At 61.0% G+C, this 25762-nt stretch carries 30 protein-coding genes; 15 read left to right on the top strand and 15 right to left on the bottom strand.

The window, feature by feature from the left end:
* The first annotated feature begins 34 nt into the window (after window positions 1–34).
* Window positions 35–1612: a glutamine-hydrolyzing GMP synthase gene (guaA, locus tag ACSQ3G_RS22465; protein WP_436111606.1), complete on the top strand. Its 1578-nt coding sequence runs from the start codon at window positions 35–37 to the stop codon at window positions 1610–1612.
* Window positions 1613–2047: 435 nt separating this feature from the next.
* Here the strand turns inward: guaA and ACSQ3G_RS22460 are convergent, their stop codons facing one another.
* On the bottom strand, window positions 2048–2479 hold the full coding sequence (locus tag ACSQ3G_RS22460) for a LysR substrate-binding domain-containing protein (RefSeq protein ID WP_436111605.1): 432 nt from the start codon (window positions 2477–2479) through the stop codon (window positions 2048–2050).
* Window positions 2480–2641: 162 nt separating this feature from the next.
* Between ACSQ3G_RS22460 and ACSQ3G_RS22455 the strand changes: the two genes are divergently transcribed.
* Together ACSQ3G_RS22455 and ACSQ3G_RS22450 are read left to right on the top strand one after the other, a co-directional pair.
* Window positions 2642–3781, top strand: coding sequence for an epoxide hydrolase family protein (locus ACSQ3G_RS22455; protein ID WP_436111604.1), 1140 nt, complete (start codon window positions 2642–2644; stop codon window positions 3779–3781).
* Between the two features lie 600 nt (window positions 3782–4381).
* Window positions 4382–5014, top strand: a complete 633-nt coding sequence (locus ACSQ3G_RS22450; RefSeq protein WP_436111603.1) for a tyrosine-type recombinase/integrase — start codon at window positions 4382–4384, stop codon at window positions 5012–5014.
* A gap of 160 nt (window positions 5015–5174) precedes the next feature.
* Here the strand turns inward: ACSQ3G_RS22450 and ACSQ3G_RS22445 are convergent, their stop codons facing one another.
* From ACSQ3G_RS22445 to ACSQ3G_RS22420, 6 genes are all read right to left on the bottom strand, one after another.
* Entirely contained in the window at window positions 5175–5582 is a 408-nt protein-coding gene (locus tag ACSQ3G_RS22445) for an alpha-hydroxy-acid oxidizing protein (protein WP_436111602.1), read from the bottom strand.
* A gap of 94 nt (window positions 5583–5676) precedes the next feature.
* Window positions 5677–6690 carry a zinc-dependent alcohol dehydrogenase family protein gene (locus ACSQ3G_RS22440; RefSeq protein WP_436111601.1) on the bottom strand — a complete coding sequence of 338 codons (1014 nt, stop codon included), beginning with the start codon at window positions 6688–6690 and terminating at the stop codon, window positions 5677–5679.
* Window positions 6687–6848, bottom strand: coding sequence for a hypothetical protein (locus ACSQ3G_RS22435; RefSeq protein WP_436111600.1), 162 nt, complete (start codon window positions 6846–6848; stop codon window positions 6687–6689). The genes ACSQ3G_RS22440 and ACSQ3G_RS22435 overlap by 4 nt, the downstream gene beginning before the upstream one ends.
* A gap of 40 nt (window positions 6849–6888) precedes the next feature.
* Complete coding sequence (locus tag ACSQ3G_RS22430) at window positions 6889–7890, bottom strand: MFS transporter (RefSeq protein ID WP_436111599.1); 1002 nt, start codon at window positions 7888–7890, stop codon at window positions 6889–6891.
* A 12-nt stretch (window positions 7891–7902) separates the two neighbouring features.
* Window positions 7903–8706, bottom strand: a complete 804-nt coding sequence (locus tag ACSQ3G_RS22425; protein ID WP_436111598.1) for an NAD(P)H-dependent oxidoreductase — start codon at window positions 8704–8706, stop codon at window positions 7903–7905.
* Window positions 8707–8778: 72 nt separating this feature from the next.
* Window positions 8779–9090: an EthD family reductase gene (locus ACSQ3G_RS22420; protein ID WP_436111597.1), complete on the bottom strand. Its 312-nt coding sequence runs from the start codon at window positions 9088–9090 to the stop codon at window positions 8779–8781.
* Window positions 9091–9266: 176 nt separating this feature from the next.
* On the opposite strand from ACSQ3G_RS22420, the gene ACSQ3G_RS22415 reads away from it, so the two are divergent.
* Complete coding sequence (locus tag ACSQ3G_RS22415) at window positions 9267–10190, top strand: LysR family transcriptional regulator (RefSeq protein ID WP_038548460.1); 924 nt, start codon at window positions 9267–9269, stop codon at window positions 10188–10190.
* Window positions 10191–10717: 527 nt separating this feature from the next.
* On the opposite strand, the gene ACSQ3G_RS22410 is transcribed toward ACSQ3G_RS22415, so the two are convergent.
* The 3 genes from ACSQ3G_RS22410 to ACSQ3G_RS22400 are packed head-to-tail and all read right to left on the bottom strand — an operon-like array spanning window position 10718 to window position 12267.
* Entirely contained in the window at window positions 10718–11557 is an 840-nt protein-coding gene (locus tag ACSQ3G_RS22410) for a protein NO VEIN domain-containing protein (RefSeq protein ID WP_436111596.1), read from the bottom strand.
* A 42-nt stretch (window positions 11558–11599) separates the two neighbouring features.
* On the bottom strand, window positions 11600–12025 hold the full coding sequence (locus ACSQ3G_RS22405; RefSeq protein WP_436111595.1) for a type II toxin-antitoxin system VapC family toxin: 426 nt from the start codon (window positions 12023–12025) through the stop codon (window positions 11600–11602).
* Entirely contained in the window at window positions 12025–12267 is a 243-nt protein-coding gene (locus ACSQ3G_RS22400; protein WP_436111594.1) for a type II toxin-antitoxin system Phd/YefM family antitoxin, read from the bottom strand. The genes ACSQ3G_RS22405 and ACSQ3G_RS22400 overlap by 1 nt, the downstream gene beginning before the upstream one ends.
* A gap of 195 nt (window positions 12268–12462) precedes the next feature.
* On the opposite strand from ACSQ3G_RS22400, the gene ACSQ3G_RS22395 reads away from it, so the two are divergent.
* The 5 genes from ACSQ3G_RS22395 to ACSQ3G_RS22375 all read left to right on the top strand — a co-directional run bounded on the left by ACSQ3G_RS22395 (window position 12463) and on the right by ACSQ3G_RS22375 (window position 16145).
* Window positions 12463–13080: a hypothetical protein gene (locus ACSQ3G_RS22395; RefSeq protein WP_436111593.1), complete on the top strand. Its 618-nt coding sequence runs from the start codon at window positions 12463–12465 to the stop codon at window positions 13078–13080.
* A 454-nt stretch (window positions 13081–13534) separates the two neighbouring features.
* On the top strand, window positions 13535–14344 hold the full coding sequence (locus ACSQ3G_RS22390) for a CE1 family esterase (protein WP_436111592.1): 810 nt from the start codon (window positions 13535–13537) through the stop codon (window positions 14342–14344).
* 133 nt (window positions 14345–14477) lie between these two features.
* The gene (locus tag ACSQ3G_RS22385) at window positions 14478–15032 is read left to right on the top strand and encodes a hypothetical protein (RefSeq protein ID WP_436111591.1); all 555 of its coding nucleotides are present in this window, start codon (window positions 14478–14480) and stop codon (window positions 15030–15032) included.
* 62 nt (window positions 15033–15094) lie between these two features.
* A complete protein-coding gene (locus ACSQ3G_RS22380) occupies window positions 15095–15517 on the top strand; it encodes a DoxX family protein (protein ID WP_436111590.1) in 423 nt (140 codons plus the stop codon).
* Window positions 15518–15686: 169 nt separating this feature from the next.
* Entirely contained in the window at window positions 15687–16145 is a 459-nt protein-coding gene (locus ACSQ3G_RS22375; protein WP_436111589.1) for a YHS domain-containing (seleno)protein, read from the top strand.
* Window positions 16146–16303: 158 nt separating this feature from the next.
* Here the strand turns inward: ACSQ3G_RS22375 and ACSQ3G_RS22370 are convergent, their stop codons facing one another.
* The 5 genes from ACSQ3G_RS22370 to ACSQ3G_RS22350 all read right to left on the bottom strand — a co-directional run bounded on the left by ACSQ3G_RS22370 (window position 16304) and on the right by ACSQ3G_RS22350 (window position 22248).
* The gene (locus tag ACSQ3G_RS22370) at window positions 16304–17515 is read right to left on the bottom strand and encodes a CaiB/BaiF CoA transferase family protein (RefSeq protein WP_436111588.1); all 1212 of its coding nucleotides are present in this window, start codon (window positions 17513–17515) and stop codon (window positions 16304–16306) included.
* Between the two features lie 9 nt (window positions 17516–17524).
* The gene (locus tag ACSQ3G_RS22365) at window positions 17525–18733 is read right to left on the bottom strand and encodes an OpgC family protein (RefSeq protein WP_436111764.1); all 1209 of its coding nucleotides are present in this window, start codon (window positions 18731–18733) and stop codon (window positions 17525–17527) included.
* Complete coding sequence (locus tag ACSQ3G_RS22360) at window positions 18654–20285, bottom strand: thiamine pyrophosphate-binding protein (protein WP_436111587.1); 1632 nt, start codon at window positions 20283–20285, stop codon at window positions 18654–18656. Before ACSQ3G_RS22360 ends, ACSQ3G_RS22365 begins: the two co-directional genes overlap by 80 nt.
* Window positions 20286–20409: 124 nt before the next feature.
* Complete coding sequence (locus ACSQ3G_RS22355) at window positions 20410–20892, bottom strand: hypothetical protein (protein WP_038548437.1); 483 nt, start codon at window positions 20890–20892, stop codon at window positions 20410–20412.
* A gap of 27 nt (window positions 20893–20919) precedes the next feature.
* Window positions 20920–22248, bottom strand: coding sequence for a tetratricopeptide repeat protein (locus ACSQ3G_RS22350; protein WP_436111586.1), 1329 nt, complete (start codon window positions 22246–22248; stop codon window positions 20920–20922).
* A gap of 254 nt (window positions 22249–22502) precedes the next feature.
* On the opposite strand from ACSQ3G_RS22350, the gene ACSQ3G_RS22345 reads away from it, so the two are divergent.
* The 6 genes from ACSQ3G_RS22345 to ACSQ3G_RS22320 are packed head-to-tail and all read left to right on the top strand — an operon-like array spanning window position 22503 to window position 25683.
* The gene (locus tag ACSQ3G_RS22345; RefSeq protein ID WP_436111585.1) at window positions 22503–23222 is read left to right on the top strand and encodes an SDR family NAD(P)-dependent oxidoreductase; all 720 of its coding nucleotides are present in this window, start codon (window positions 22503–22505) and stop codon (window positions 23220–23222) included.
* A gap of 9 nt (window positions 23223–23231) precedes the next feature.
* Window positions 23232–23447: a hypothetical protein gene (locus ACSQ3G_RS22340; protein ID WP_436111584.1), complete on the top strand. Its 216-nt coding sequence runs from the start codon at window positions 23232–23234 to the stop codon at window positions 23445–23447.
* A gap of 1 nt (window position 23448) precedes the next feature.
* Window positions 23449–23613: a hypothetical protein gene (locus ACSQ3G_RS22335; protein WP_436111583.1), complete on the top strand. Its 165-nt coding sequence runs from the start codon at window positions 23449–23451 to the stop codon at window positions 23611–23613.
* Window positions 23610–24707: a Rieske 2Fe-2S domain-containing protein gene (locus ACSQ3G_RS22330; RefSeq protein ID WP_436111582.1), complete on the top strand. Its 1098-nt coding sequence runs from the start codon at window positions 23610–23612 to the stop codon at window positions 24705–24707. The genes ACSQ3G_RS22335 and ACSQ3G_RS22330 overlap by 4 nt, the downstream gene beginning before the upstream one ends.
* Entirely contained in the window at window positions 24707–25477 is a 771-nt protein-coding gene (locus tag ACSQ3G_RS22325; protein WP_436111581.1) for a hypothetical protein, read from the top strand. The genes ACSQ3G_RS22330 and ACSQ3G_RS22325 overlap by 1 nt, the downstream gene beginning before the upstream one ends.
* Complete coding sequence (locus tag ACSQ3G_RS22320) at window positions 25474–25683, top strand: hypothetical protein (protein WP_436111580.1); 210 nt, start codon at window positions 25474–25476, stop codon at window positions 25681–25683. The genes ACSQ3G_RS22325 and ACSQ3G_RS22320 overlap by 4 nt, the downstream gene beginning before the upstream one ends.
* The last annotated feature ends 79 nt before the right edge of the window (window positions 25684–25762 follow it).

Raw genomic sequence — 25762 nt, 5'->3', positions numbered from 1 at the left:
TGCCAGAAAGGCGAAGTTTCTTTAAAGGCTCGCCATGACCCAGATAGCTCATCCCGACAGCATCCTCATCATCGATTTCGGCAGCCAGGTGACGCAGCTCATCGCGCGTCGCATCCGTGAAGCGGGCGTCTACTGCGAAATCCACCCCTTCCAGAACGCGGGCGCCGCGTTCGAGAGGCTCCAGCCCAAGGGCGTGATTTTCTCCGGCGGCCCGGCATCGGTCACCACCGAAGGCAGCCCCCGCGCACCGCAGGCGGTGTTCGACAGCGGGGTTCCGATCCTCGGCATCTGTTACGGCCAGCAGACGCTTGCAACCCAGCTCGGCGGTGTCGTCGAAGGCGGGCATGCCGCGGAATTCGGCCGCGCCGACGTGGAGATCAAGGCGAAGAGCCCGCTGTTCGAAGGTTTCTGGGAAGTCGGCGGCCGCTATCCCGTCTGGATGAGCCATGGCGACCGCGTCACGCAGCTTCCGGACGGTTTCGAAGTCATCGCGACTTCGGAGAATGCGCCTTTTGCGATCGCAGCCGACGAAAGCCGGCACTACTACACCACCATGTTCCACCCGGAAGTGGTGCATACGCCCGACGGCGCCAAGCTGCTCTCCAACTTCGTGCACAAGATCGTCGGGTTGAAGTCCGACTGGACGATGTCGGCCTATCGCGCCGAGATGATCCGCAAGATCCGCGAACAGGTCGGCAAGGAACGGGTCATCTGCGGGCTCTCCGGCGGCGTCGATTCCTCGGTTGCGGCGGTCCTGATCCACGAAGCGGTCGGCGACCAGCTGACCTGCATCTATGTCGACCACGGCCTGATGCGCCAGGGCGAGACCGAGCAGGTCGTCGGCATGTTCCGCGACAACTACAATATTCCGCTCGTCCATGTGGACGCGTCCGACCTGTTCCTGACCCAGCTTGCCGGCGTTTCCGACCCGGAAGTGAAGCGCAAGACGATCGGCCGCCTGTTCATCGAGGTGTTCGAGGCGGAAGCCGCCAAGATCGCTTCCGATGGCAAGGGTTCTCCGGCCTTCCTGGCCCAGGGCACGCTCTATCCGGACGTGATCGAAAGCGTCTCCTTCTCGGGCGGACCTTCGGTGACGATCAAGAGCCACCACAATGTCGGCGGCCTTCCCGAGCGCATGAACATGAAGCTGGTCGAGCCGCTGCGCGAGCTCTTCAAGGACGAAGTGCGCGCGCTCGGCCGCGAGCTCGGCCTGCCGGAGAGCTTCATCGGCCGCCATCCCTTCCCGGGTCCGGGCCTTGCGATCCGTTGCCCCGGCGGCGTCACCCGCGAAAAGCTCGACATCCTGCGCAAGGCCGATGCGATCTATCTCGACGAAATCCGCAAGGCCGGCCTCTACGACACGATCTGGCAGGCGTTCGCGGTGCTTCTGCCAGTGCAGACAGTCGGTGTCATGGGCGACTACCGCACCTACGATTTCGTCTGCGCATTGCGCGCCGTCACCTCAGTCGACGGCATGACTGCGGACTTCTATCCCTACGACATGAATTTCCTCGGCCGCACGGCCACCCGCATCATCAACGAAGTCCGCGGCATCAACCGCGTCGTTTACGACGTGACCAGCAAGCCCCCCGGCACGATCGAGTGGGAATGACGGATACAAACGGCGGCAATAGCGTAGTTTCGGCGGTGGTTTTCGCCTTCGCTTGACTGCCGTTCGCGTCCGTCTTTCACTCGCATCGAGCTGGCCTACTCCATTTCTGTCTCACGGCACCGATCTGTGCGCACTATCAGGATGATGTAAATCCGCTTCGATGGGTGGAAGTGCTCTGGCGTAGAATAGCGTGCACAAAGGCGGGTCAGCTTTGCGCCCAATTGCTGCCGTCGCGCCTGCCGGCCAGTCATTCCGAAACCGGTCGTTCGTTCACCTTGCTCGCCGCTCGCATATAACGGCTCATATTGGGGACTTTTCTGCCAGGCGGCTATCAGGAGCCTCGCAGCGAATAGCTGCCGCTCGCTACCCCGGCAGTTGTCTCGAAAACGATGGCGTTTCGGGAAACGTCGTGCGCAGCCTTCAGTTCAGTCGGAATTACCCTTCGGCGGCCAACATCGTCAGCCGTTCACGCAGCCAGCGTTTTGCCGGATGGTTGGTGGTCCGGTCGTGCCAGACACTCGCGATAGTAAAGCCAGGAATGGTGAGTGGCGGTTCCACCACCTGCACCTGATCCGACCAGCCATCGGCGATCCGCCGTGGGATCAAAGCGATCATGTCGGACTGTGACACGACCTCTGGCACGATCAGAAAGCCCGACGTGGACAGGGCTACTGTGCGGCGGCGGCCGACGGCCTCAAGTGCTGCATCGGCAGGCCCTGAGAACCCGCCGCCCTTGGGAGACACGACAACGTGCTCCAAAGCGCAGAACACATCTAGGCTGAGACGGCCTTGCACGGCCGGGTGTCCCTGCCGAGCGATCACCGCGAGCGTGACGAGCAGGCCGAGATCGAGGTTTCTGGTATCCATTCGTTGGATAACAACATGCAGAAGGTTCGATTTCAACCTCGGCGACGTACCGAGTAGTATGCCGAGCGGCCTTCGGCTCTCAAACATTCATCGATAATACGGATAGCCGATTGGTGGACGCCCTCTCCCTCGAACCGCATCCCAGCTTAAGCGGAAAACATCATGATTTCACCCTACACGATCAACATCCCTGACGAACGGCTCGCCACGATCAGAGCCAAGGTCGAGGCTTATGACTGGAGCCAGCTGCCGGATGCGGGGGGCTGGTCAGCGGGGGTCGGGGTTGATGACCTCAAGCGGCTCGCCGCGTATTGGCGGGACAGCTACGACTGGCGTGCGGTCGAACGGCGCCTCAACGCACTCCCCAACTTCACGGCCGACGTGGAAGGCGAGCACCTCCACTTCGTTCATGTGAAAGGCGACGGCTCCAAGCCGCCCGTCCTGCTTCTCCACGGCTGGCCGGGCTCGTATCTCGAGTTCGAGCGGCTGTTGGAGCCGCTCGCGGCGGACGGGCACGATGTTGTCGTCCCCTCGCTTCCTGGCTTCGCGTTCTCCAACCCGATCACGCGCCCGATTGGCCCGCGGCGGGCTGCTGTGCTCGTGCATGGGCTGATGATCCAACTGTTCGGCGACGCGCGGTATTTCATTCAAGGGGGCGATTGGGGCCACGGCATCGCGGCCTGGGCAGCGCATGATCGACCGGACGCTCTGCTTGGCATCCATATCAACATGATGACCGTGCGTGCGGAGGACGCCGCTCCCACGACCGGCGAGGAGAAGTCCTTCGCCGCCAAGCGCGCCGCGATTGCCGACCGGGAGAGCGCCTACTTTCACGAGCAGGCGACCCGTCCGCAAACGCTCGGCGTCGCGATGGCCGACAGCCCGGTCGGAGCGGCGGGCTGGATACTCGAAAAGTTCGGCAAGTGGGCCGATTTTCCGACAACCGCCGATGGCAACCCCGACGTCTGGAGCAAGTTTTCCGAGGAGGAACTCCTCACCAACATCATGCTCTACATCGCGCCGGCATCGTTCGTGACTGCAACCTGGATCTACTACGGCAGCCGGCTTGAGGAGTCGCTGATGCTTCCGGCCGGCACCCGCATCCAGGTGCCGACCGGCGTTGCGGCCTTCCCCGATCCGGTGTTCTTGCCGCCGCCGCGCTCGTTCGCGGAGAAGACCTACAACATCGTGCATTGGACCGACATGCCGCGGGGCGGCCATTTCGCCGCGCTGGAAGAGCCGGAACTGATGCTGGCCGACCTGCGCGCCTTTATCGCGACGGTGTCGGGAGCGCGCTCCTGAAGGTGGAGCTCTCCGTTTCCGAAGCGCGGCGCGTGGCGCTGGCGGCGCAGGGCTTCAATGCTCTGCGTCGTCACGACCGCATCGGCGCGGGCTATGGCTGACCGGCCGTGGCAGCCTGATCCCCTGCATCAGGCTGCATGGGCTGGTGAACGCCGTTGGCGGAATGGCCTTTGACCGCAGCCTGTGGACGAGCCACTGGTCGCCGGAAGCCAGTACGCGCCATTTCGCTATCACCGCAGCTCTCCCCGCCGCCTTCCTGTTCTGGGTTACACGGTCGAAACCACAATACTGAGATACCAGTGCGAGGGCTTCCCGATTGGGAAGGCCTAGCGGGACAGGCACGGCAGAATTGGTCGTCCGGTGCCTCCGGGTTGGGCCGTTTTCCCGAAACCTGTTCCCGTTTGCGTTTTCCCGAAATGGTCCGTCGGACATGGAGAAACGGGACTGCTGCGAGTTGCCGGAACGGCCGGTTTCGGGACGCCACGCCGATTTATCTAACGGCCGGGAATGGGTCGGAAGCGGCGGTTGCCGGTTTTCCCCGGAATCCAAACACATTAGCGCGACCCTCTTCGCGGCCAATCGTGGACGAGGAGAAGAACAATGGGACATTCGCGATACGATCCTGCGATGCAGGCGCGGCCGGCGTGGAACGCTGGCAAAATGGTCGGCACCAAACGACCGCTGACGCAGAAGCAGATTTGGGCCGTCCGTTTCTTTCTCGAGCGCGAGGGACGACTTCGCGACCGGGCGTTGTTCGACCTCGCGATCGACAGCAAGCTGCGCGGCTGTGACTTGGTCAAAATCAAGATCGGCGACCTCGTATCGGGCGCTGAGATCAGATCCCGCGCGATCGTCGTCCAACAAAAGACCGGTCGGCCGGTGCAATTTGAACTGACTGCTGATGTCCGGGCTAGCCTGTTGACCTGGCTGGAGCGACGCGGCGGCACGATTAACGATTACGCCTTCCCGAGCAGAGTCGATCACGCCGGCCATCTAAGTACCAGGCAATACGCCCGCTTGGTACACGAATGGGTGACGGCGATCGGACTGAGGTGCGCCGAATATGGTACGCATTCGATGCGCCGAACCAAGGCCTCAATGATCTATAAGGCGACCGGCAATCTCCGAGCGATCCAGATTTTGCTCGGTCACACCAAAATCGAAAACACGGTCAGGTACCTCGGTGTCGATATTGAAGATGCGCTGACACTTGCAGAGCGAACGGAAATCTAAACGGAGCGGCCTGTCCGTAAATGGATGGGCCGCATTCGAGCGAGGCAGCAAAGCGCCCCATAATCGGCCGTTCAGTCGGATTGTGTGCGTTCCTGGAAGCAGTCGTCGTTTAGATAGTCAGTGAACAGCGCTTTGGATGCGGTTTGCGCCTGCTTAGTCATCAGTCGTAGCGGGGCGTCATCATTAGAGCGAATGCGCTGGTCGCGAACGTCACAGCGGATGCGGTAGACGACCCCGAATTGATGAAGGAGACGATCGCGAAGGAGGACGCAGCATCGCTGCCGCTCGCTTCGATGTTCGTCGTGCCCACGGTCGACAGGCCATAGGGAACGTTCGCTGCCCGCGCCGCCGCCGCCAGCATGTTATCAGCGCCGGGCCACAGCGCGTTGACAATACCAACGGGCGAGATGCCGATCGGCAGGTTATAATCGCCGCCGAACAGTGCGGCGCGGTCGAGCGGCCGCTGGTATCGCGCATGTAGCGCGGTGCGAGCGTGATCGCGTCGAGCGCGGCGCGGTTGCGCCCGAGCGCCAGCTCGGCGCCGGTCCCGCTTTCGAGATAGCCGCATGCGATCGCCGGCATGCGCCGCCGTGCGATCCACGCCAGAGCCTCGATCGTCGCCGCGTTCGCGAGCCCGAGCCGAATCATGGATCAGTCTCCGCCTACCATTCGGCGCATATCTTGCCGAAATGCGCGCCGCTTAGTTGGTAGCGAAAGGCGTCGGCCAGCTCTTCGAAGGCAAAGCTCCTGTCGATGACCGGGCGGATGCCGGTCACCTCCAGCGCCGTCACATAATCCTGCTGATCGCGCCGGCTGCCGACGATCAGCCCCTGGAGCCGCGCCTGCTTACGCATCAGCTCCATTGTCGGCACCTGCCCCTCGCGCCCGGTGAGGACACCGATGAGCGCGATATGCCCGCCGACGCGCACCGCCGCGATCGATTGCGGCAGCGTGCCCGGTCCGCCGATCTCGACGACATGATCGACGCCGAGACCGCCGGTCAGATCACGCACCGCGGGGCTCCATTCGGGCATCTCGCGGTAGTCGAGGGTATGATCGGCACCGAGCGCTGTGAGGCGTTCGCGCTTCGCGCCCGAGGACGAGGTAGCGATCACCGTCGCGCCCATCGCTTTGGCGATCTGAAGCGCGGCGATCGAGACGCCACCGGCGCCCATGATCAGCACTGTCGCGCCCGCGCGCAGCCCGCCGTCGACGACGAGCGCGCGCCACGCGGTGAGACCTGCCGTAGTGATCGTCGCCGCCTCGGCATGGCTCCACCCGGCTGGCGCACGGGTGAAGGCGGTGGCGGCGCGCACGACATGGGTTGTTGCCATACCGTCGATGCCATCACCCGGTGTGCCCGCGAAATTCCCGACCGCATCGAACGGCGCGCCTGCCGGCCAGTGCGGGAAGAAGGTCGACACAGCGTGATCGCCGGGCGCGAATTCGGTGACACCCAAGCCGACCGCCTCGACGACACCCGCACCGTCAGCCATCAGCACGCGGCCGTCGGCGGCCGGAATGCCGCCATTGGCAACGAGCAGATCGTGGAAATTGAGCGAGGTGGCGTGGATCGCGACACGGATCTCACCCGGGGCAGGGACGCCGGGATCATCGCGCTCGACGATTTCCAGGCGGTCGAACCCACCGGGCGCGCGGACTACCCAAGCTTTCATACGATTTCCTTTCCCTTGATCGGCAGAAGAGCAGGCGCGCTTTCAGCCATGCCGACAGCACCAACGAATGGGGTGATGGCGAGAGCGGTTGCGGCGGCGGCGATAGCTGCAAACGGCGTCACCATCACGCCCGGCCCGGCGAGGATCACTCCGCCCAAAGCCGAAGCGCCAGCAATGCCTAGATTGAAGGCGGCGATGTTAAACCCTGAAGCGGTGGCGACCGCATCGGGTGCCCTCTTTCTCCGCCACAGCAATCACGCCTGCCTGTACGATCGGTCCGGTGCAGAAGCAGAAGACCGACCAGAAGAAGATATTGACGAACATCACGCCGGCGTGCGGCGCAGTATAAGGCAGCGCCGCAAGCGCCAATAGAAGGCCGATGAGCGCAAAGGCGAGGCCACGCCGCGTCCCGAGCGCGTCCCCCAATTGTCCGCCGACCAGATTGCCCACCACCGCGGCGGCGCCGAATACCATCAGCGCCAGGCTCACGCTCGTCTCGGACACATGCGTGACTGTGGTCATGAGCGGCGACAGAAAGGTGAAGACCGCGAACGATCCGCCGTATCCTAGCGCCGCGATGGCATACAGCGTGAGCAACTTGGGTTGTTGCAACAGCCTGAACTGAGAGAGCAAGCCCGCCGACGGCTCAAAGGAAATCTGGCGCGGCAGCAAAATGTGCAGAAACGTCGCCGCCAGCGCGCCCAGCCCGGCGATGACAAAGAAGGGCGCGCGCCAATCAAGTCGCTGGCCGATGAATGTTCCTGACGGAACGCCGACCACCATGGCGACGGTGAGGCCGGCGAACATCAGTGCGACGGCACGGGCCCCGCGTGACCGTTCCACCAACGACATCGCGATTGTGGCGCCGATGGAGAAAAAGACGCCGTGCGCCACGCCAGTGATGATGCGTCCCGCCAGCATCGCGCCATAGCCGGACGCGAAGCCGCTCAGGAGATTGCCGAGCGCGAACAGCAGCATCAATCCAACCGCTAGCGGCCGGCGCGGCAGATGCCCGACTAACGCCGTGACCGTGGGGGCACCGATGGTCACGGCGAGGGCGTAGCCGGAAACGAGCAGACCAGCCGCCGGGAGCGTTGTCCCGAGATCGCGCGCGATCCCGGGAACCAGGCCAATGATCACGAACTCAGTCGTGCCAATGGCAAATGCTCCGGCGGCCAGCGCGATCAGCGCAGGCTTCATAATCGTCGTGCCTCACGCGTCAACCATCTCGACCACCCTTTCGGCGACATGCGCGACGATGCCGGTCTGGCCCGGCGCGACGTCATCCGCCATGGTGTGGCGATCGGGGAAATCGCCTCCGTTCTGCGCACGGAACGGGATTGGCGCGTCGGTGAACAGCCCGGCGAGTCGCGCGCGCCAGCCCGCCTTGATCGCCTCGACCTCTTCGGCGGTGGAGACATGGCCGGCGCTGTAGACAGCGTGCGTGGGCAGCACATCCATGCCCGGATAGAAGAGCGCGCCGTGGGTCAGCGGAAAGAGCAGCTGCTCAATCGGCGCGTTGATCCCGCGCGGGCCATAGTCCGCCACAGGTCCACCGGCCTGAACATTTACCAGCGCGCGCTTGCCCTTCAGGATGCCGTCCCCGAAGCGAAACTCGTTGGTGCCGTTCTGGTAGCCATAAGCGAAACCAAAGGCATAGACGCGTTCGATCCAGCCCTTCAGGATCGCGGGCACGCCATACCACCACAGCGGGAACTGCAGGATGACCGCGTCCGCGGCAAAGAGTTTGGCCTGTTCGGCGACAACATCCGGCGTCTGGTTGCCGGTCGCATAGGCATGGCCCGATTCCATGATGAACGACAGCCGGTCGGGATTGGTGCGGACGGGAAAGTCGTCGGCGTCGAACACTGCTTTCCACTTCATACCGTAAAGTTCGGATTGCACGATCTCGTGTCCGGCGGCGCCAAGCGTCTCGACAGTAACATCGACCAACTGCCGGGTGAGCGAGGTTGCTTCGGGGTGCGCAGATACAATAAGGATATTCTTCTTCATCATGCTTCTCTGGTCTCTATCGTGGAGTGTGGGGGGCGCTTCAGCGCTCGCTGGGATGTACCCAAGCCAGCGGCTTCACCGGATCATCAAGCTCGGTATGGGCAGCGCGTTGGTGAAGTTGGAGATGATCTTTGCGTCGGCCATCAACGTCGCGACGCTCACATTCCCGAGCTGAACGACCGGCGCGATGTCGGTGTAGTTCGGTACGTCGCCGTGAATTTCGGCCGCGTGCGCGTGGAATGCTTTTTGGAAGCTGTCCGGCGACTCGAACAGCGCGTGAAACGCGGCGATGTAGGGCGCGGGGGCACCCGGCTGTGCGCCGCCAAGGCCGGTTTCGACGATCACCCCTCTGACGGCGTCGCCAAGCAGGCCCAGGGCCAAGGGCACATGTTTCTCGAGGCGGCATCGAAGCGTGCCTGCTCAGTATTGGGATAAAGAAAACTGACGATGACATCCTTGCCTCCCGCGGGAGGGATTGGTGAAGCTCCCGCGTCGAGGCTTGCAGGATGAAGGCTTTTCAGCGATATTTGAAATCGATTATATTTTATTCGGAAATAAATGTGGTGGATACCAGCCGCATCGACCTCAACCTTCTGGCAACGCTCGAAGTGCTGCTCGCCGAACGGAACGTCACCAAGGCGGCGGCGAAGCTGCATCTCAGCCAGCCGGCAGTCAGTGCGCAACTCGCGCGGCTGCGGGATTTGTTCGACGATCCGTTGCTTCTTCCTGCCCAGCGCGGAATGACCCCGACCGCCAAGGCAACAGAACTTGCCCCACAATTGCGCGAGGCGTTGGATCGGGTGCGCTCGACACTGCAGTCCCACAGGGACTTCGATCCCGAAACGGCGCAACTCGCTGTGTCGATCGCTTGCTCGGATTATGTCCAGGCAGCCGTTGTGATGCCGCTCGTCTTGGCGCTCCGGCGGATAGCACCAGGCGTGCGCGTGGCGGTTTGGCACCTGTCCCCCGCCCTCATGGAACAGCAGTTGGCGAACGGCGATATCGATTTGGTGATCGCCACACCCGATCCCTCAATGCCGCATCTACGTGCATGTGATCTTTACGAGGAAACATATGTCCTCATCGGCAGGCAAGGCCACCCGGATCTGAAGCCTGGTCTGACGATCGAGAACTATGTCAGGCTGGAACATATCGTCGTCTCACGGCGAGGCGGCAACTTCGAGACACCAGTTGACGACGCCTTGGGAGTTCTCGGTTATCGGCGCAATGTCGTCATGTCAGCGGGCTCGTTCTTGTTCATTCCCGAAATTGTTTCCAGCAGCGATCTTGTCGCTCTCGTACCCAGGCGGCTGTTTCGTGCCCAATCGGAAAGGCTGATGATCATCGATCTGCCCTGGCTGAGCGAACGGTTCGATATCGGCTTGATCTGGCACGAGCGTTGTCACGGCCATGCCGGGCAGCGCTGGGTTCGCGAATTGATCCGAAAGCTGATGGTCGAGGGCGAAGACGACGCGCCGCGCGCCTAGACTAATCGGGCGGCGACAGGTTTCCGCAATCGCCGAGGGCTATCGAGTTCGCCGCTGCTTCACAACCTGCGCCGGTCCGAAGAACGCCCGCACTAGCTCGGCTCCTCGGAAAATCGGGTTGTTGAGCTGAGCCAACGAACCCGGTCCTCAGTTTCCTCAGCGCGGCCCTAGACCGCGAGAAGGGGCCAGAGCGCGTCGACCTAATGGTCGAGGTGAGGCTGCCCGGTGGCTGGATCGCCTCCGCTCGCCGCGAGCGCAAGCCCCCGCCGCAGGATGTGTCTGGCGGCGTTGCCGCTGCCGTCGAGGAGGGGGTTGAGGTAGGAAAGGGCCTACGAGACTTCTTCCAACGGTCGGACGGGTAGTAAGTTCTAGTTGTAACGAGCGGCTGAACAAGCGTCCGCTTCCGGGAAGCGCAATGAGCGCGCTCAGTTTCGTCTTCCGAGCCTTCCTGGCGCGGTCAGCTCTGTGAACGAACGACTGCTTCGCACATTGGGCCGCCCAAAACCTGCCCGTCCGTAACCGGCCCACTATAAGAAGTTCGCCTGATAGCTGGTCGCCATCAGCGACACATGCGCCTCCAACGGCGGACGCAGCTCGAACGCCTTTGGCTCCCGCGCAAAATTCCACAATCGCACCAGCCGCCAATCGCTGCGCCGCTCCTCGGCGACGGCCATCTCATTGCGCGTGATGTGAAACGGCGTGCGCTCCCAGCCGTTGGTCGTCTTCACCTCGATCAGCCGATCGCTGCCATTGGTGTCGAAGCTCAAGATGTCATAGCCGGCACCGTCACCATCGACATGGGACACCCAGCGGATGCGCTCGGCGAGATCGGTCCGGCCGGCGGCGAGCAGGCTGGCTCGCTCATGGGCGAGGACGCGCTCCTCGCCAGCGCGGCCCAGAAACCGATTGCGGGCATCGCGCTCCGCCACATCGTACTTCCGGGCGATGGCGGTCATCTGCTCGAGCTCGGCGGGCGGCGGCGCATTGCTGTGCGTCGGCGGCGGGCCGATCCACAGCATCGCTTCTTCGCGAAGCGCTGATGGCGACGGCCCCATTGCCATCCGCGCGGTCGGTGCGAGCCAATCCGGATGACGCCGTAGCCAGCGCACCACCGCATCGACGAGCGAGGCCTGGAAATTGAAGGCTGGCTTGTAGCCAGGGATCCAGTCCTCACCGAGGCCCTTGAGCACGGCGCTGATGTTCTGATGTTTGTATTCGATCGAGCCGCGTGGCCGATCGATCACCGCCTGCAGCAGCCGGTTATGCTCGGCCTTGCTATAGGGCTGCCCGGCGATGTCGTCGCCAAGCATCGCGAAATAGTCCGCCACGATCGCGTCGTTCTGCTCGTCGGACCAGTCACCGGCCATGGCGGCTCCCGAGCGGGCGGGCCAAGCTGGAGAAGCTCCGGATCATCCCAGCAACCGCGCCGGCACACCTAGCGCTGGCCCGGCCTCGGCGAGCCGCTGGTCGAGCGTATGCACCGTCGCGCCATGCTCCGACGCGATGGCGAGATGCAGCGCGTCGCCAGCACGGAGGCCAAGGGCGTGCTGATCGGCAAACCTCGCCGCCGCCCGGAACTGCCCGCCCGTCACGGGCAGCACCGTGAAGCTCTCGGCGACGAGCCTGTTGAACATGGCGAGTGCCGCCGCGCGCTGCTCCAGGCTGATCTGCCCGGTCCGCAGCTTGATCGCCATGGCCGACGACATCTCGGTGACGGTCCAGTCGCTGATCAGAAGCTGCGCGGGGTCCTGCTCGGCCAGCCAGGTCTGAATACGCGCCGTCATCGCTTCATTGGAGAGCGCCGCAACGATCAGCGACGTGTCGAGATAGAGCATCAGTAGCGATCGCCATCCCGCATCGACCGCACAAGATCGGCGGCACTCTGGGACTGCAGCGGCATCGCTGCCGTCAGTGATTGAAGCAGCGTGGCATCGATCGGCTTGCGCGGCCTAGCGGCGGCAGTGAGCCGCGCAACCGGCTTGCCGCGACGGGTGATATCGATCGAGTCGCCCGCCTCGACCCGGTCGACCAGTTCGCTCAGGTGGGCTTTGGCGTCCGCCAGATTGATCGCATCCATGTCACGCTCCTGACCATGTAGATGGTCATATAACGCAGTCGGCCTGAGAATTCCAGCGCTGCCTCTTCACGTCGGTCCTTCTGGCGAACGCTCTTCGGGCCGGAGGCAGTGCAAAGCCATCCAGATTGCACGTTCGGAAGGCACGTCCTGATCGCTCGCCGGCACGATGCTCGCGAGCCTTTCAGGAGATGTACCATGATACTCCAACAAACTCCCTGTCAGCTCGGCGATGTACGCAACTGGATCAACGACGGGTCCTCGATCCCGGATTGGGTGCGGATGCAGATGTCCGGCGAAATCGCATCCAACGGCACCTTTCTCATCGTTACACCGGTTGGCACCGCACGGATGCATCCGGGCGATGTGGTGATTGAGCATCAGGGCCAACTCTGGTCGCGCTCACCCGACGAAGTCCTGCAACTGATCGATGGGTTCGGCGCAGAGGCTGCACTGCCGATCGCTGCCATCGGTCCTGGCAAGGACGCTCAGTTCGGCACGAAGAGCAAAGCCGGGAAGGGAAGAAGGCGCGGGGGTGAGCGCAAGATCGGATTTCGGCCGCCGATCGGAAAAATGCCCAGCATCGAATGGGTGCATACCGCCGAACTGACCGTGGACCAGTCCTATCAGCGTTCGATCGATAATGAAGGCTCCCGACGTTTGATCGCGAGCATCGCCGCCAATTTCGACTGGCGGCTCTGCGCGCCGCTCGTGGTTTCAAGACGCCCGGACGGATCGAAGGTCATCATAGACGGAATGATTCAAGCCCATCCGGACGCCGCCAAAATCAATCTGCATTGCGACGTAAGCCACTGAAAACAAAATTAAATCATGTCGATAACTATCGACATCTATCGGCGGGTAGAGTTTGGCGCTGACGGCCCGCCTGACGGACCTCGGGCATATTGCTTAGCCGCATTTTTAAAAGTACCGTCAGGGGCAACGAGGCTCGTGACGGTACTTTTTGCATTAAGCCATTGAATACGATAGTGAATATGCAGTCGATAGTGGCCCCGCGCAAAGTCCTCATTATTTTTCGCCGTCGAATGTAACGCTCAGCGACCCATGCGCGAATATCTGCTGTGACCGGACTTTCTACCTCCTTCCCGATCACCGCCCGGCCCGGAGCCGACTTTCCCTCCAGCGCCGGCACGCCACACCAGAATTGAAGACGCGGCCCCGCACGCTATTGCAACATGCCTCGCGCAAACTGCTCGCCACTCATCAGGACTCTGACAGACTTATCATTATAAGCACCGGTGATATCTTCATGCGCACATGCCCACTTGCTGCTCTCCTCCTCATCGCCGTCATGCCTCTTACTGTTTCTTCCGCAATGCTTTGCGGAGCGCAGGCTGCTTGTCCCGTCAAGGACGGAAACTACCGGATCGAGTTGCCGCAAGATGGCGACATTCGCGGCGTCTTTGTCTATTTCCATGGTTTCAAAAGCTCCGCCAGGTTGCAGATGCAGCAACGCTCCCTGGTCGAGATGACGCTCGCGCATCATCTGGCCTATGTAGCCGCCGATGGCATCGAGGGGAGTTGGTCGTTTCCTCATGGTCCCAGCCAGGCTCGGGATGAAAAAGCGTTCATCGCGAATGTCTTTGATGACCTGCGGCAACGCTACGGTTTTACCCCGGACAAGACGGTGATCGGGGGTTTTTCCATCGGCGCATCGATGGCTTGGTACACCGCCTGCCAGCAGGGGGAGAAAGCCGCGGCGATGGTGACTTTCTCCGGCGTGTTCTGGAATCCTCTTCCAAAACCGGATGACTGCGTCGCCGATCTTCCTCCAATGGTCCATTTTCATGGGACCGCTGATCAGACATTTCCGCTCGCCGGTCGCGCGATTGGCACCAAATTCCATCAGGGCGATGCGCTCAAAAGCTTGGCCATTCTGCGTGAGCGCGCCAAATGCGACATGAAGGCTGCGAAGAAAGTCACGCTGGATAACATCGAGTGCGACGATGTCCCGGACTGCATTCGGGGCGACAGTGTCATGTGCATCCATAACGACGGCCATGAGGCACGGGCCGATATGCTTGATGCTGGCCTGACAGCGGTGGGCTTTCCCAAATGAACACTGGGCTGCAAAAAAACGAAGATCCTTTGTAACAACTGCCTGCATTCCCACGAATTAGCAGGCAGCAAGGTCGCAAACCTGATCCGACGCGATGCTGACGGATCGTTCGAGGATGACAAAGGAATCCCTCATGCTGCAGTCAATCACATGTCCAAACATCGGCCATGCCATCGTTCATCATTTCGGAGAAGGTGCGGCCATCTGGGGGCAGGCGATCACGCCGAGCATTGCTCATCTGATTCAGGCGCAGCGGGCGTTAGCGATCGATTTTTCCCGGATACGCCACGGTATCGTGTTCGAGACCGTCTCGAGTGTTGCGATGCTTCCCCATGTCATCGATGGATCCACGTTTCGCATACACGTCGAAAGCACGGCGTTTCGCCGCACCGTTGTCCGACGCGAAGCAGCGGTGGAGGCCTTCGTTCGCTGCGATACAGGCGCCGGTTGCACTCTCCATATTTGGGGCCGTGTCGCGACGGAAAGTCCATCGCAGCAGTCAGATCAACTGGCAGCTATCGACGATAAAACTGCCGCCACCGTACCTGTGATTTTCACCGTGACATTCTGGGAGATATCGCGTGCGCCGGACGCCCGCATGGAGCAGATGATCAGGCAAGTGTCCGAGAAGGACCGCAAAATCCGGGAGCTGGAATTGAAGGTGGCGCTCTTGATGTGTTCGCAATGAACTCATGTTCAGACAGACGCATGCGCAGCCGTAGAATTGATTGTTCCATACCAGGAGTTACCATGCAGAATTCAGACAGCCCGGCGACAAAGAATGAAGCAGCGCCGCGCTGGCGTCAAATCGGACTGTGGAGCGTCAAGCTTCTCCTTGCTGCGGCCTTCATCGCCGCCGGCAGCGCCAACCTCTACGGCCTGCCGATATTGGTTCAGAACTTCGAGCAGATCGGGCTCGGGCAGTGGTTTCGGTATTTCACCGGAACACTCGAGCTGATCGGCGCGGCCGCGCTACTCGTCCCGGCTGTGGCCTCGCTCGGTGCGCTTCTGCTCGCCGCGATCATGGTCGGCGCCACCTTGACCCATCTCTTCGTGCTGCCGGGCTCGCCCGTCCCCGCGATCGTGCTCTTCGCGCTGAGCGTGATGATAGCCTGGGCGCATCGCGACCAGATCGCCGTGCTGGCCAGCAGGATCCTCGTCGACCGCGACTGAGGACACGAAGGTCGTCAACGCCCTCACGGGCGGCAAAGCATGCGTTGCGACGTGGCGTAAGCTGCCTGGGGGTGGGCCATTTCTGGTTATGGCGGAAGCGCGAATGTAACGTCTACGCATCCCGTGACGAGCAAGACAGGCCACTTTCGTTCAACAGGAGGATAACATCATGACGATCTCATTGCGCGCCATTCTGCCGCTTGCAGCGGCTCTCACACTTTCCTTCGTCTCTGTCGGCTATTCCGCGGAGATTTTTACGACGAATGGTGTGGCCATCAACGGCTATGATCCCGTCGCCTATTTCACCGATCATAAGCCGGTGAAAGGGTCGGATAAATACAAGGCGACCTACGAAGGAGCGACGTTCCACTTTGCATCCGCCTCACATCGTGATGCATTCACCGCCAATCCAGGACATTTTGCTCCGCAGTATGGCGGCTATTGCGCCTTTGGAACGGCACAAGGCTACAAGGCGTCGACCGAACCCCAGGCCTTTACCGTGGTCGATAACAAGCTCTACCTTAACTACAATGACAGCGTCCTCAAGACGTGGAGAGAGGATGTCAGCGGGTATATCAAAAAGGCCGACGCAAACTGGGGTAAGGTCAGGGTGCAACCTGATCCGTAAGTCCCGATGCCGACATGAATCACCTATCCGACCCATTGCGGATAGGGACCTTTTCAGGTTGATGACGGCGACGCCCGCCGGCGCTTGCCCTCAACTTTGTCGGCACGTCGCTCTTCGTCATCGGCAAGACAATTTGCGCGACGCGATCAAGCGACAGTTTAAGTCCGGCGAGCAGCTTCGAGCATCGTGAGTTCGCGAAGGATAGCGTCCTTATCCTGATCGACATGCGGCGGTGCCCGATCGAAACGAACCGGGGTTGCGGACATTTTGAGCGGGTTGCCGAGCAGGCGGACGATTTGTCCGTCCACTGTTTCCATGGTCATCACCATTTCGCGCGCCAAGGTATGCGGATTGGCCACGACCTGATCGATCGTGGCGACCCGGCCTGCGGGGATTTCGGCAGCGACAAGCCGCTGCTCCCAGCGTTCGGCGGTATCGGCTTTTAGGGCCTCGGTCACAAGCGGGTCCAGTGCATCGATATTTACAACGCGATCACGGTTATGGCGAAACCGCTCGTCGTCCGCCAGATCAGGACGGCCGATCGCCGTACAGAAGCGGGCGAACTGCTGATCGTTTCCGACTGCGATGGCGATTTCGCCAGCAGCTGTTGTAAAGGTCTGGTAGGGAGCGATGTTGGGATGCCGGTTGCCGATCCGCCCTGGCACCTTTCCCGAAACCAGATGGTTCGTCGCGGCATTGATAAGCCAGGCAACTTGGCTGTCATAAAGCGCCAGATCGATATACTGGCCTTCGCCCGTGCGGTCGCGATGGCGCAAAGCGGCGAGGATGCCGACGGTCGCATACATGCCGCACATGACATCGGCAATGCCGAGGCCGACCTTGAGGGGCCGGCCACCGGCCGTATCGCTTTCGCCGGTGATGCTCATGATGCCGCCCATCGCCTGGACAAGAAAATCATAGCCGGTTCTCTCGGCATAGGGTCCTGTCTGGCCGAAACCGGATATCGCACACCAGACGATATCCGGTTTGATCTTGCGAATATCCTCATAGCCCAGTCCGCGCCGGTCGAGATCGCCCGGCTTGTAGTTTTCGATCACCACGTCCGAGACAGCCGCCAGCCGCTTGACAAGCGTAACGCCTTCATCGCTGCCGAGATCGATGGCTATCGATCGCTTGTTGCGGTTAGCGGACAGGAAATAGGCGCTGAGATCACTGTCGCTGCCATTGGCATCCGGCACGAAGGGCGGTCCCCAGCTGCGCGTGTCGTCGCCAGTATCAGGGCGCTCGACCTTGATGACATCGGCCCCGAGATCGGCGAGCAACTGCGTGCAGGTCGGTCCGGCGAGAATCCGCGACAGGTCGAGGATGCGCAGACCTTCGAGGCTGGCGGGTTTTTGATGGTCAGACATTCGGGATTCTCACGATTTCCAGGGCGAACTCTTGAACCAGCGTACGAGATAGGCGGTTCCTATCAGCACGCCGAAGCCAATCAGGTTTCCAATTGCCTCTGCAGAAGAGGTGCGACCGGCATGATCAAGCGCGACACCGATCGGCTGGGCAATCACAATACCGGTGATGAAGACGGCGAGCGATTGCTGGCCAACGACCGTCAGAACGCGCACGGCAGGGCCACGCAGCCGGGAGCCTTTCTTACCGACGAGATGCACGGCGATGTAGCAGAGCGCCATGAAATGAACGAAGCGCAACAGGCCGAAGTCGGTCTTGTCGGTCAGCGGAGCGATCCGCGCAGCGGTCATCTGGAAAAACGGATGCATCTCCTGAAACCGTACCCAGGCAAAAGGAATTGTTGCTATCAAGGTGATGACGGCCAGCCCCATCAGGCGGCGATCGAAACGGGGCGCTGGCAGGGTGCCGCGCATCAGGAAAAACCCGGTGAAGAACAGGAGCTGCCAGCCGAACGGATCGAAGAACCAGGGGCGATCCGACCATGGCTCGGCCGGGAGCTGTGTCAGCTCGAATTGCGTGGCGAGCCACAGGGTGATCATGGCGGCAAACGGCAGGAAGCGGTGGATTTTTGACGCAAGGATCATCGCCGGCATCAATGCCAGAATGACGATATACATCGGCAGAATGTCGAAATAGTTCGGCACGTAGGTCAGGGTCAGCAGACCGACCAGCAGCTGGCCCGGGTTCTGCATGAACGGCACGAGGTTCAGGCTTTCGACGTAGGTAACGCCATCGTATCGTGTCCCCGCGACGACCATGATGGCTGTGACGGTAATGAAGACGGCGATGTGAGCCCAGAAGATCTGCCAGATGCGTTGCGCCACGCGCGCTATGAGGGCGACCGGACCGTTGCGGTCGAAAGTCGATCCGAAAGCGACGGCAGAAGCCATCCCTGATTGGAAGACGAACATCTCGGTCGCGTCTGAAAAGCCGAAGCGGGCCGGAATCCAGAGCGCCCAATTATTGTTAGGGATATGAGCGAGCAGGATGATGAGCATGCCGACGCCGCGAAAGAAATCGAGGCGCGGATCCCGCGGACGCTTTGTCCTGTGACCGGCCGGCGATGCCGCCTGGGCGGGATCAGAAGGCGCCGTTGTAGGCGCTTGCGTCGAACCTGCAGGCGATGAGACTGAAGGCTGGGCGTTTACCGGCTGCCTCAAGCTCGTTACGGAAGTCATCACAATTCTCCACATTGACGCCATAGCCGCCGAACCCTCGTGCGACGGCTGCAAAGTCAGTTTCGCCGAGCGTGACGCCGGCCGATTTCAGACCGGCGGATGCCTGCTTCAGCGCAATCAGCGCCAGGCTGCGATCCTGAAAAAGCACGATGGTGATAGGCAGATTAAGATCGCGTAGCGTGGCTAGTTCGCCGATTCCCATCTCAAGACCGCCGTCGCCCATCACGGCGAAAACCGGACGTGATGGATCGGCGACCTTGGCACCGATCGCAAGCGGCAAGGCCGCGTTCATGGTGCAAAAGCCCGCCGATTGCAGCAAAGACATCGCCCGTGGCGCAACCCATTTTTGCGACAGGAGAATGCGATGCGCTCCGCTGTCGACGGTGACGATTGCTTCCTGACCGGCGACGGCGTTGAGGGCCTCGATAATTGCGTGCGGTCCCCAACTGCCATTGCTTGCGAATAAACGGGCAAGTTCGTTTTTCACGGCGGCGGGTTCGCCAGCCGTCCAGGTCTTGTGACCCGCGTAAATATCGGCCAGCGCCTGTAGAAAAGAGCGAGGTGCAGCCTGGATTCTGGTGCCGGCATGATGCATGCCGTGGTCCAGGGCAGTGTCGGAAATCTCCACAAGCTTTGCTGGATCTGCTACGAAATCCAGCCAGCCGAGCCGCATTTCGATTGGGTCATATCCAACTGACAGGACCAGATCCGAATCCCGGACTAGGTTCAGAAGAACTTGATCCGCCAGCGGTGACAATCCGGCGGCGCCAAGCGACAGCGGGTGGTTCTCGGGGATGATGCCCTTGGCCTTATATGTCGTGATGACCGGCGCGCCAATTTTTTCGACCAGATGCTGGAGTGCCGGACCGGCATGATCTCGCACGGCGTCAAGACCAGCGATAAAAAGCGGTCGTTGCGCCCGGCCAATCCTCTCGGAAAGTGTGTGAACGGCCGGATCCGTCATTGTTACCGAGGGCTTCAGAAGCTTCGGAGGCGAAATGACGTTCAAGGTTGGCGAGACCGCGGCAGCCGTCGCTGGAGACAGGTCGAGATGGACGGGACCCATCGGCTGCGTCATGGCAAGCGCGAGTGCACGAGCGACCGTGGAAGCAGCGCTCTCGGGCTCGATTTCGAAAGAAGCCTTGACCAGCGGTCGCAGCAACTGCGCATGGTCGATCACCTGATGGGTGTAACGCGCGCGGGTCGAACGGTCGACAATGCCGGATATGACGATCAAAGGCACGCGCTCCTGGGCAGCGTCGGCGATGCCGTTGACCGCATTGGCAAGGCCCGGCCCAACGGTCGTCACGAGAAGTTCCGGGTTTTGCGTCATCGCGCTTGCGCCTGCCGCCATGATCGCCGCCGCGGTTTCATGACGCGCAAGATGAAAGGCAATACCCGAGGCCTCCAGGCCGTCTATCAGCGTGACCACTTCTCCGCCGGGCATGCCAAAGGCATGACGGACGCCGTGGGCATGAAGCGTGCTGGCGACGATGTCGGCAACTCTCGGCGTTAAGAAGCTTTCGGCGGTCACTATCAATCTCTCGAATCAGGTGAAATGGGCAGTGCTCAGCGCTCACTGGCAACTGGACCCTTGCACGGTTAGAAAACCTGCCCGGTGGCTCACGGAACCGGGCAGGCCTAGTCCCACAACGGGTCTAATGTTCCATGCGGCGGACGACGAACGCGACGACCGTACCAAACAGCATGTGGCCGATCAGCGATGCCCAGGTGAGAGTAACAAAACCGAGAAATGCCGGTTGGCCGCCAAACAGGTGTGCCATGACGTAAAGGGCAAAGATCCAAAGACCGATGCCGAAGCCGATACCCGTCAATAGTAACGGCAGCTTGGGGACGATCAGCCGCTGCAACGGGCGGGCGATGAACAGGTAGCCGATCGGATAAAAAACGATGCCCACGATCGCGTGGATCGCTTCGGCCAGAAACAAATTGTTGAACCCGAACACCGATTGAACGAGAGCAGCCGGCTCCAGTGGCCCGCCAACCCACAGTGGGGTGATCAGCCGTGCCCAGATTTCCCAGGTAATATTGGCGGCAAGTCCGGAAAGAATAATCGTCCGGCCGAGGCTTGGTTGAATTTCAGGGAAGACGCTCGTCTTTTGCATTTCCATCATGGACATCGTGTTTTTCCTTTCTTTGAGGTGAGATCAGGCAGACAAACGCATGCCAACCGAATGTTCGATGGACTTGAACAATCGGTCGTCGGCCTTCAGCCGCTGGCGAATTTGGCCGATACGCGAAACACCGACATTATTGCCATCGGTCGCCATCGCCCTGGCGAGCGCGAGGACGAAGAAGTCGCGCTGTGCGTTGCTGCCGCCGATCTTTGGCAGGTTCGCCACCATGCGTTCGAGCATGTGGCGGTCCGCCGGAGCATCGAGACCCGTGAGAACGCGCGCCATCGGTACACCGATCTCGGCGGCGACGCGGCCCTGGTCATCCATGCCAAGCGCCTTGGCTTCTATATGCGATACAAGCTCCACAGTTCCATCGCGGTCGCCAACGGCAACCATGGCGGCGAGATTGTGCAGAGCCGCAAAAATCAAGGTCGTGTCTGTCTTTCGACGATGGGCCATTTCTGCCAGATCGGTCCAGCGATCACCGACATGAGCTCCCGATTGCTCCATCCGCCACAGGAGCGAGACAGCATTCGCCATGTCTCGGAAATCATCGGTTTGCTGTGGGCGAACGTCGTCGTCGTAGATCTGCAGCACCCGATCATGATCGCCGCGTTCCAAGTGTAGCAGACCGAGATGCCAAGCCATATGAAAAGAGAAATTGTTGCAGCGCGACCAGGCTTTGCGGTTCGCCTCGAGCCAGTCAATGCCTTCTTCCGTATCCCCTCGCATCTCGAAGACATGCGAGACGGCGTGAAGGCCCCAGGAATCATCGGGCTGCAGAGCAACCGCGAGCTGTCCCGCGGCAAGCGCCTCGGCATACCGACCATGCTCTTCAAGCGAAAACGCATGACAACCAAGTATAAAGCCCCTCGCCGTCGTGCCGGCCTCAAGGCGCGCGACTGCACGTGTGCTGGCCCGTAGCATGCCGCGGGCATCTCCAAGCATGAAACGCAGAGCCTGCGAAATCTTAAAGGGCAAGAACGTCACCGGCCGATCCTCGAAACCGTCGTCGAGAATGTCCGTCGCACGCGAAAACGAGCCTTCGACGGCGGCCTCCAGTGCTTTCACAAGGGTGCGCTCGTCACCGGTTCCTCCGCCTCTGACCACCAGCGCCGCCTGCGCATCAACGAGTGCCTTGGCAGCCGGTTCGTCGAGCTCCGACCGCGCCAATATCAGATTTGCAAAGCCCTTCAGCGCATGGCCGGCAACATGATGGGGGTCGGCTGCCAATGTGGACTGGATGGCCACGCCAGTACTTGGCCGATGCGCCGCCAGACCAAAGACGGCATTCTCGAATGCCCGTTGTGCCTCGTTGCTGTCAGTGCTGGTCATGAGACCGTAAGCATCGCGCTTCATTCGTTTGCTCCTTCAGGAAGACGCCGATCGGAACCCTCGAGATCCCATTACCCTTCGTCCGACAGAGACCTTTACGGTCGCGTCAGGTGGTTCGTTACAGCCGGTCCTGAATTTTTCGCAGCCGCATCAAAATTTCTTCGCGTCGCATAGCGGGCGGGAATTTTTTAAAAACACATGTAACAAAACCATGTGCTGCCGCGAATTACGGGGGCTGGCCTTTGCAGGCGGCCTCAACTCGAAAGGGCGGGACCATCATGAGTGAAGCAACAGGAACAAGCCCCGTTGTCATGGTTACGGGCGCGGCAGGAAACCTTGGAAGCGCCGTCATCAGGGAGCTTGCGGCAAACGGTACGCGGCTCGTCTGCGTTGAGCACAATTCGGAAGCCTTGGAAAAATTGGCAGAGAGCCTGCCCGAGAGTAACGAAATCCTGCTGATCGGCGGCGCGGATCTCGCCGATTTGACGTCATGCCAGGAAGCCGTCGAAAAAACGCTCGCGAGATTTGGCCGGCTCGACGCGCTCGCCAATACCGTCGGCGGCTTCCAGACAGGACCGGTCGACGAGACGGGCATGCACCAGTGGGATCAGTTGTTTCACATGAATGCCAGAACGGCTTATGCAATTAGTGCGGCGGCCCTGAAACCGATGCAGCAGGCAGGCTACGGCCGCATCGTCCATGTCGCGGCAGCGCCGGGACTAAAGGCCGGCGCCAATCAAGCCGCCTATGCCGCATCGAAGGGGGCGGTGATCCGGCTTACGGAAGCGATCGCGGCGGAAAACCGCGACAAGCGCATTACCGCCAACTGCATTTTGCCGGGCACGATCGACACGCCGCAAAACCGGTCGGCGATGCCGAATGCGAAGAGGGACAGTTGGGTTCAACCAACGGATATCGCCAAGCTCATCGGGTTCCTCATTTCGCCTGCAGCAGGCATCGTCACCGGTGCGGCCATACCGGCGACCGGCCGCACCTGAGAGGGTCCCATGGTTTCGATTTCCGATCCCCTCTCCGCAGGATTGATGCTTTGGGCCGGCATCGGTCTTGCCGTCGCCGTCGCCTTTCTGCTGTTCGGATTCGACAAGGTCGATCCGGGAGCGCGTGACGCCTATGCGGTCCGGCCGCTCCTTATCCCCGGGCTCGTTCTCCTCTGGCCGCTGGTCGTCTGGCGGTGGACCAGACTTTCCAAGGGAGAACGCTAGCATGCAACGCCGTCACCGTCGCGCGCACACAGTGATCTGGACAGGCATCGCGGTCGTTATCCCGATCATGCTTATTGTTATCTTTGCTAGCGTTCCGAAACTGCCGACCGATGCGCAGGCTGTGCGCCTGGATGCCACCGCAACACAGAGGGATAAGCAACCGTGAGCCTATCCTACAAGCCAGTCATCTGGAACAAGACCAAGGTCATCTATGACGCGGTCATGCTGGCCGGGATCTTCATCTACATCCTTATTTTCCTGCGGCTGGGACCAGTCATATCCTCCGCACTCCGGGATACCGACCTGCCGATCCAGCGGATGCGTGCCTTCGGGTCTCTGGCCTTGCTGATGCTGACCATCGTCCTCGTAATCGGGCCACTGGCGCGGATCGATGCGCGTTTCGTTCCGCTCCTCTACAATCGCCGCCATTTTGGCGTGATGACCGCGATCATCGCAGCCACGCACGCCTACTATGTGCTCGGATGGTATTTCTCCTTTAGCCCAACACCACAGCTCACGGCGCTCTTCACCAGCAATACCAGCTTCACGAGCATCGCCGGCTTTCCTTTCGAACTCTTCGGCGTCTTCGCGCTCGTCATTCTGGCGATCCTTGCGGTAACCAGCCACGATTTCTGGCTCTCCTTCCTGACGCCGCCGGTGTGGAAGGCGATTCACATGAGCGTCTACTTCGCCTATGCTGCGGTCATCCTGCATGTGGCGCTCGGCGCTCTGATCGATCGCCGGGATCTTGCTTTGGCATTTTTGTCGCTCGGCGGATTGGCTACGCTGTGCGTCCTGCACCTCATCGCAGGTCGGCGAGAGACATCGGCTGACGCGGCTGCGTCGAAAAAGGCCCCCGAGGCGCCTTGGGTGATCGTCGGTGACGTCAACGAGATTGCCGAAGGCAGGGCGATCATCGGGATGGCACCGGGCGGCGAACGCATTGCCGTCTTCCGTTCAAAGGGTGGTCTTTCAGCCGTATCCAATATCTGCTCGCACCAGAACGGCCCCATCGGCGAAGGCAAGGTCGTCATCGGCTTTATCACCTGCCCATGGCATGGCTATCAGTATCGGCCCGAGGACGGTTGTTCGCCACCGCCGTTCCGGGAGCGGATCCGTAAATATCGCCTTCGCCTGGAGGGATCGAGCATTCTGGTTGATCCGGAACCTTTGCCGCTTGGCACAAAGCTTGAGCCGTTGGCCATCCCCGCGGAGTTGCTTCCCGCGGCTGCCGCGCCGAAGAATGGAGGAACGGTTTGATGCTGAGGCCCGTCGAATGCGGATTTTTTGTCGGTTACTTCAAGAAAGTCCCATCCGATGTCAGGGTGCTGATGATCGGGTTCATCGTGTTCTTCATTGCCGCTATGGCGACGACTTCGGCGTTGCTGTCCCTGAATACCGAAAGTCCAGGCGCGGGCAGCTATGCCGACGATCTCTCCGGCGAGCATTTGATCGGCACCATGGAGGTAAAGCCCTATCCGATTCTTCGTGTTCCCTCCGACGGCACAAAGCCCGCGCGCGCTATCATGCTGGCGGGCGCGGGCAAGTTCGGGGTGGACGACAGGGCGCTGCCGCTTGCGGGCAAAGCCGCCCAGGCCGGTGGCATCTTCGTTAAGCGCGGAGACCTGGTCATGCTGCTGATCGGCGGCGAAGACGACCTGAAAGCAGCCAAACCGCCAATGCCGGCCCTGCCAGTCACGTCCGCGGTGGAGAATCTCGGTCGGTGGCGTTTGACGGGCGAGATCTGCGACGGAAAATGCAGTGCTGGCGCCATGAAGCCGGGAACGGGCCTCGCGCACAAGGCCTGCGCCAATCTGTGTATTTCTGGAGGCGTTCCACCGGTCTTCGTTTCCACTGCACCCGTGGACGGCCACATCTTCTTTCTTCTCGCTTCAAAGGACGGAGGACCGATGCCGGCCGCCTTGCTCGACAAGACCGGTTTACCGGTGGTGCTTGAAGGCAATATCGAACGCCGCGATAATCTGCTGATCTTCAAGGTCGACAGTTTTCGCGAGGAGCCTGGTGCATGACCCAGGGCGTGAAAGGAGCCTGGCGCCATCTGTCCGGCCTATTGCTGGCGCTGATTGCTACCATCCTGATCATCCTCGCATGGCTGTATGGTCTGGACTATCTGAGCGGCACCCCATTCGAAGAGCTGCAATACGTGATCTTCGGGGTTGCCGTTGTCGGGCTGCTCTCCGGCTTTAACAGGCTGACGTCGAGATTTTTTAATTAAAAAGTCGCCAAAGGCTGAATCACATAGGGTTGAGTTTTAGATCGTATGTTCTAAAATGGATTGGCAATAACCTTGGGCA

It is taken from the genome of Neorhizobium tomejilense, from assembly GCF_964254135.1.
GTDB classification, from domain to species: domain Bacteria; phylum Pseudomonadota; class Alphaproteobacteria; order Rhizobiales; family Rhizobiaceae; genus Neorhizobium; species Neorhizobium tomejilense.
This window is presented reverse-complemented; position numbering and strand designations above follow the sequence as displayed.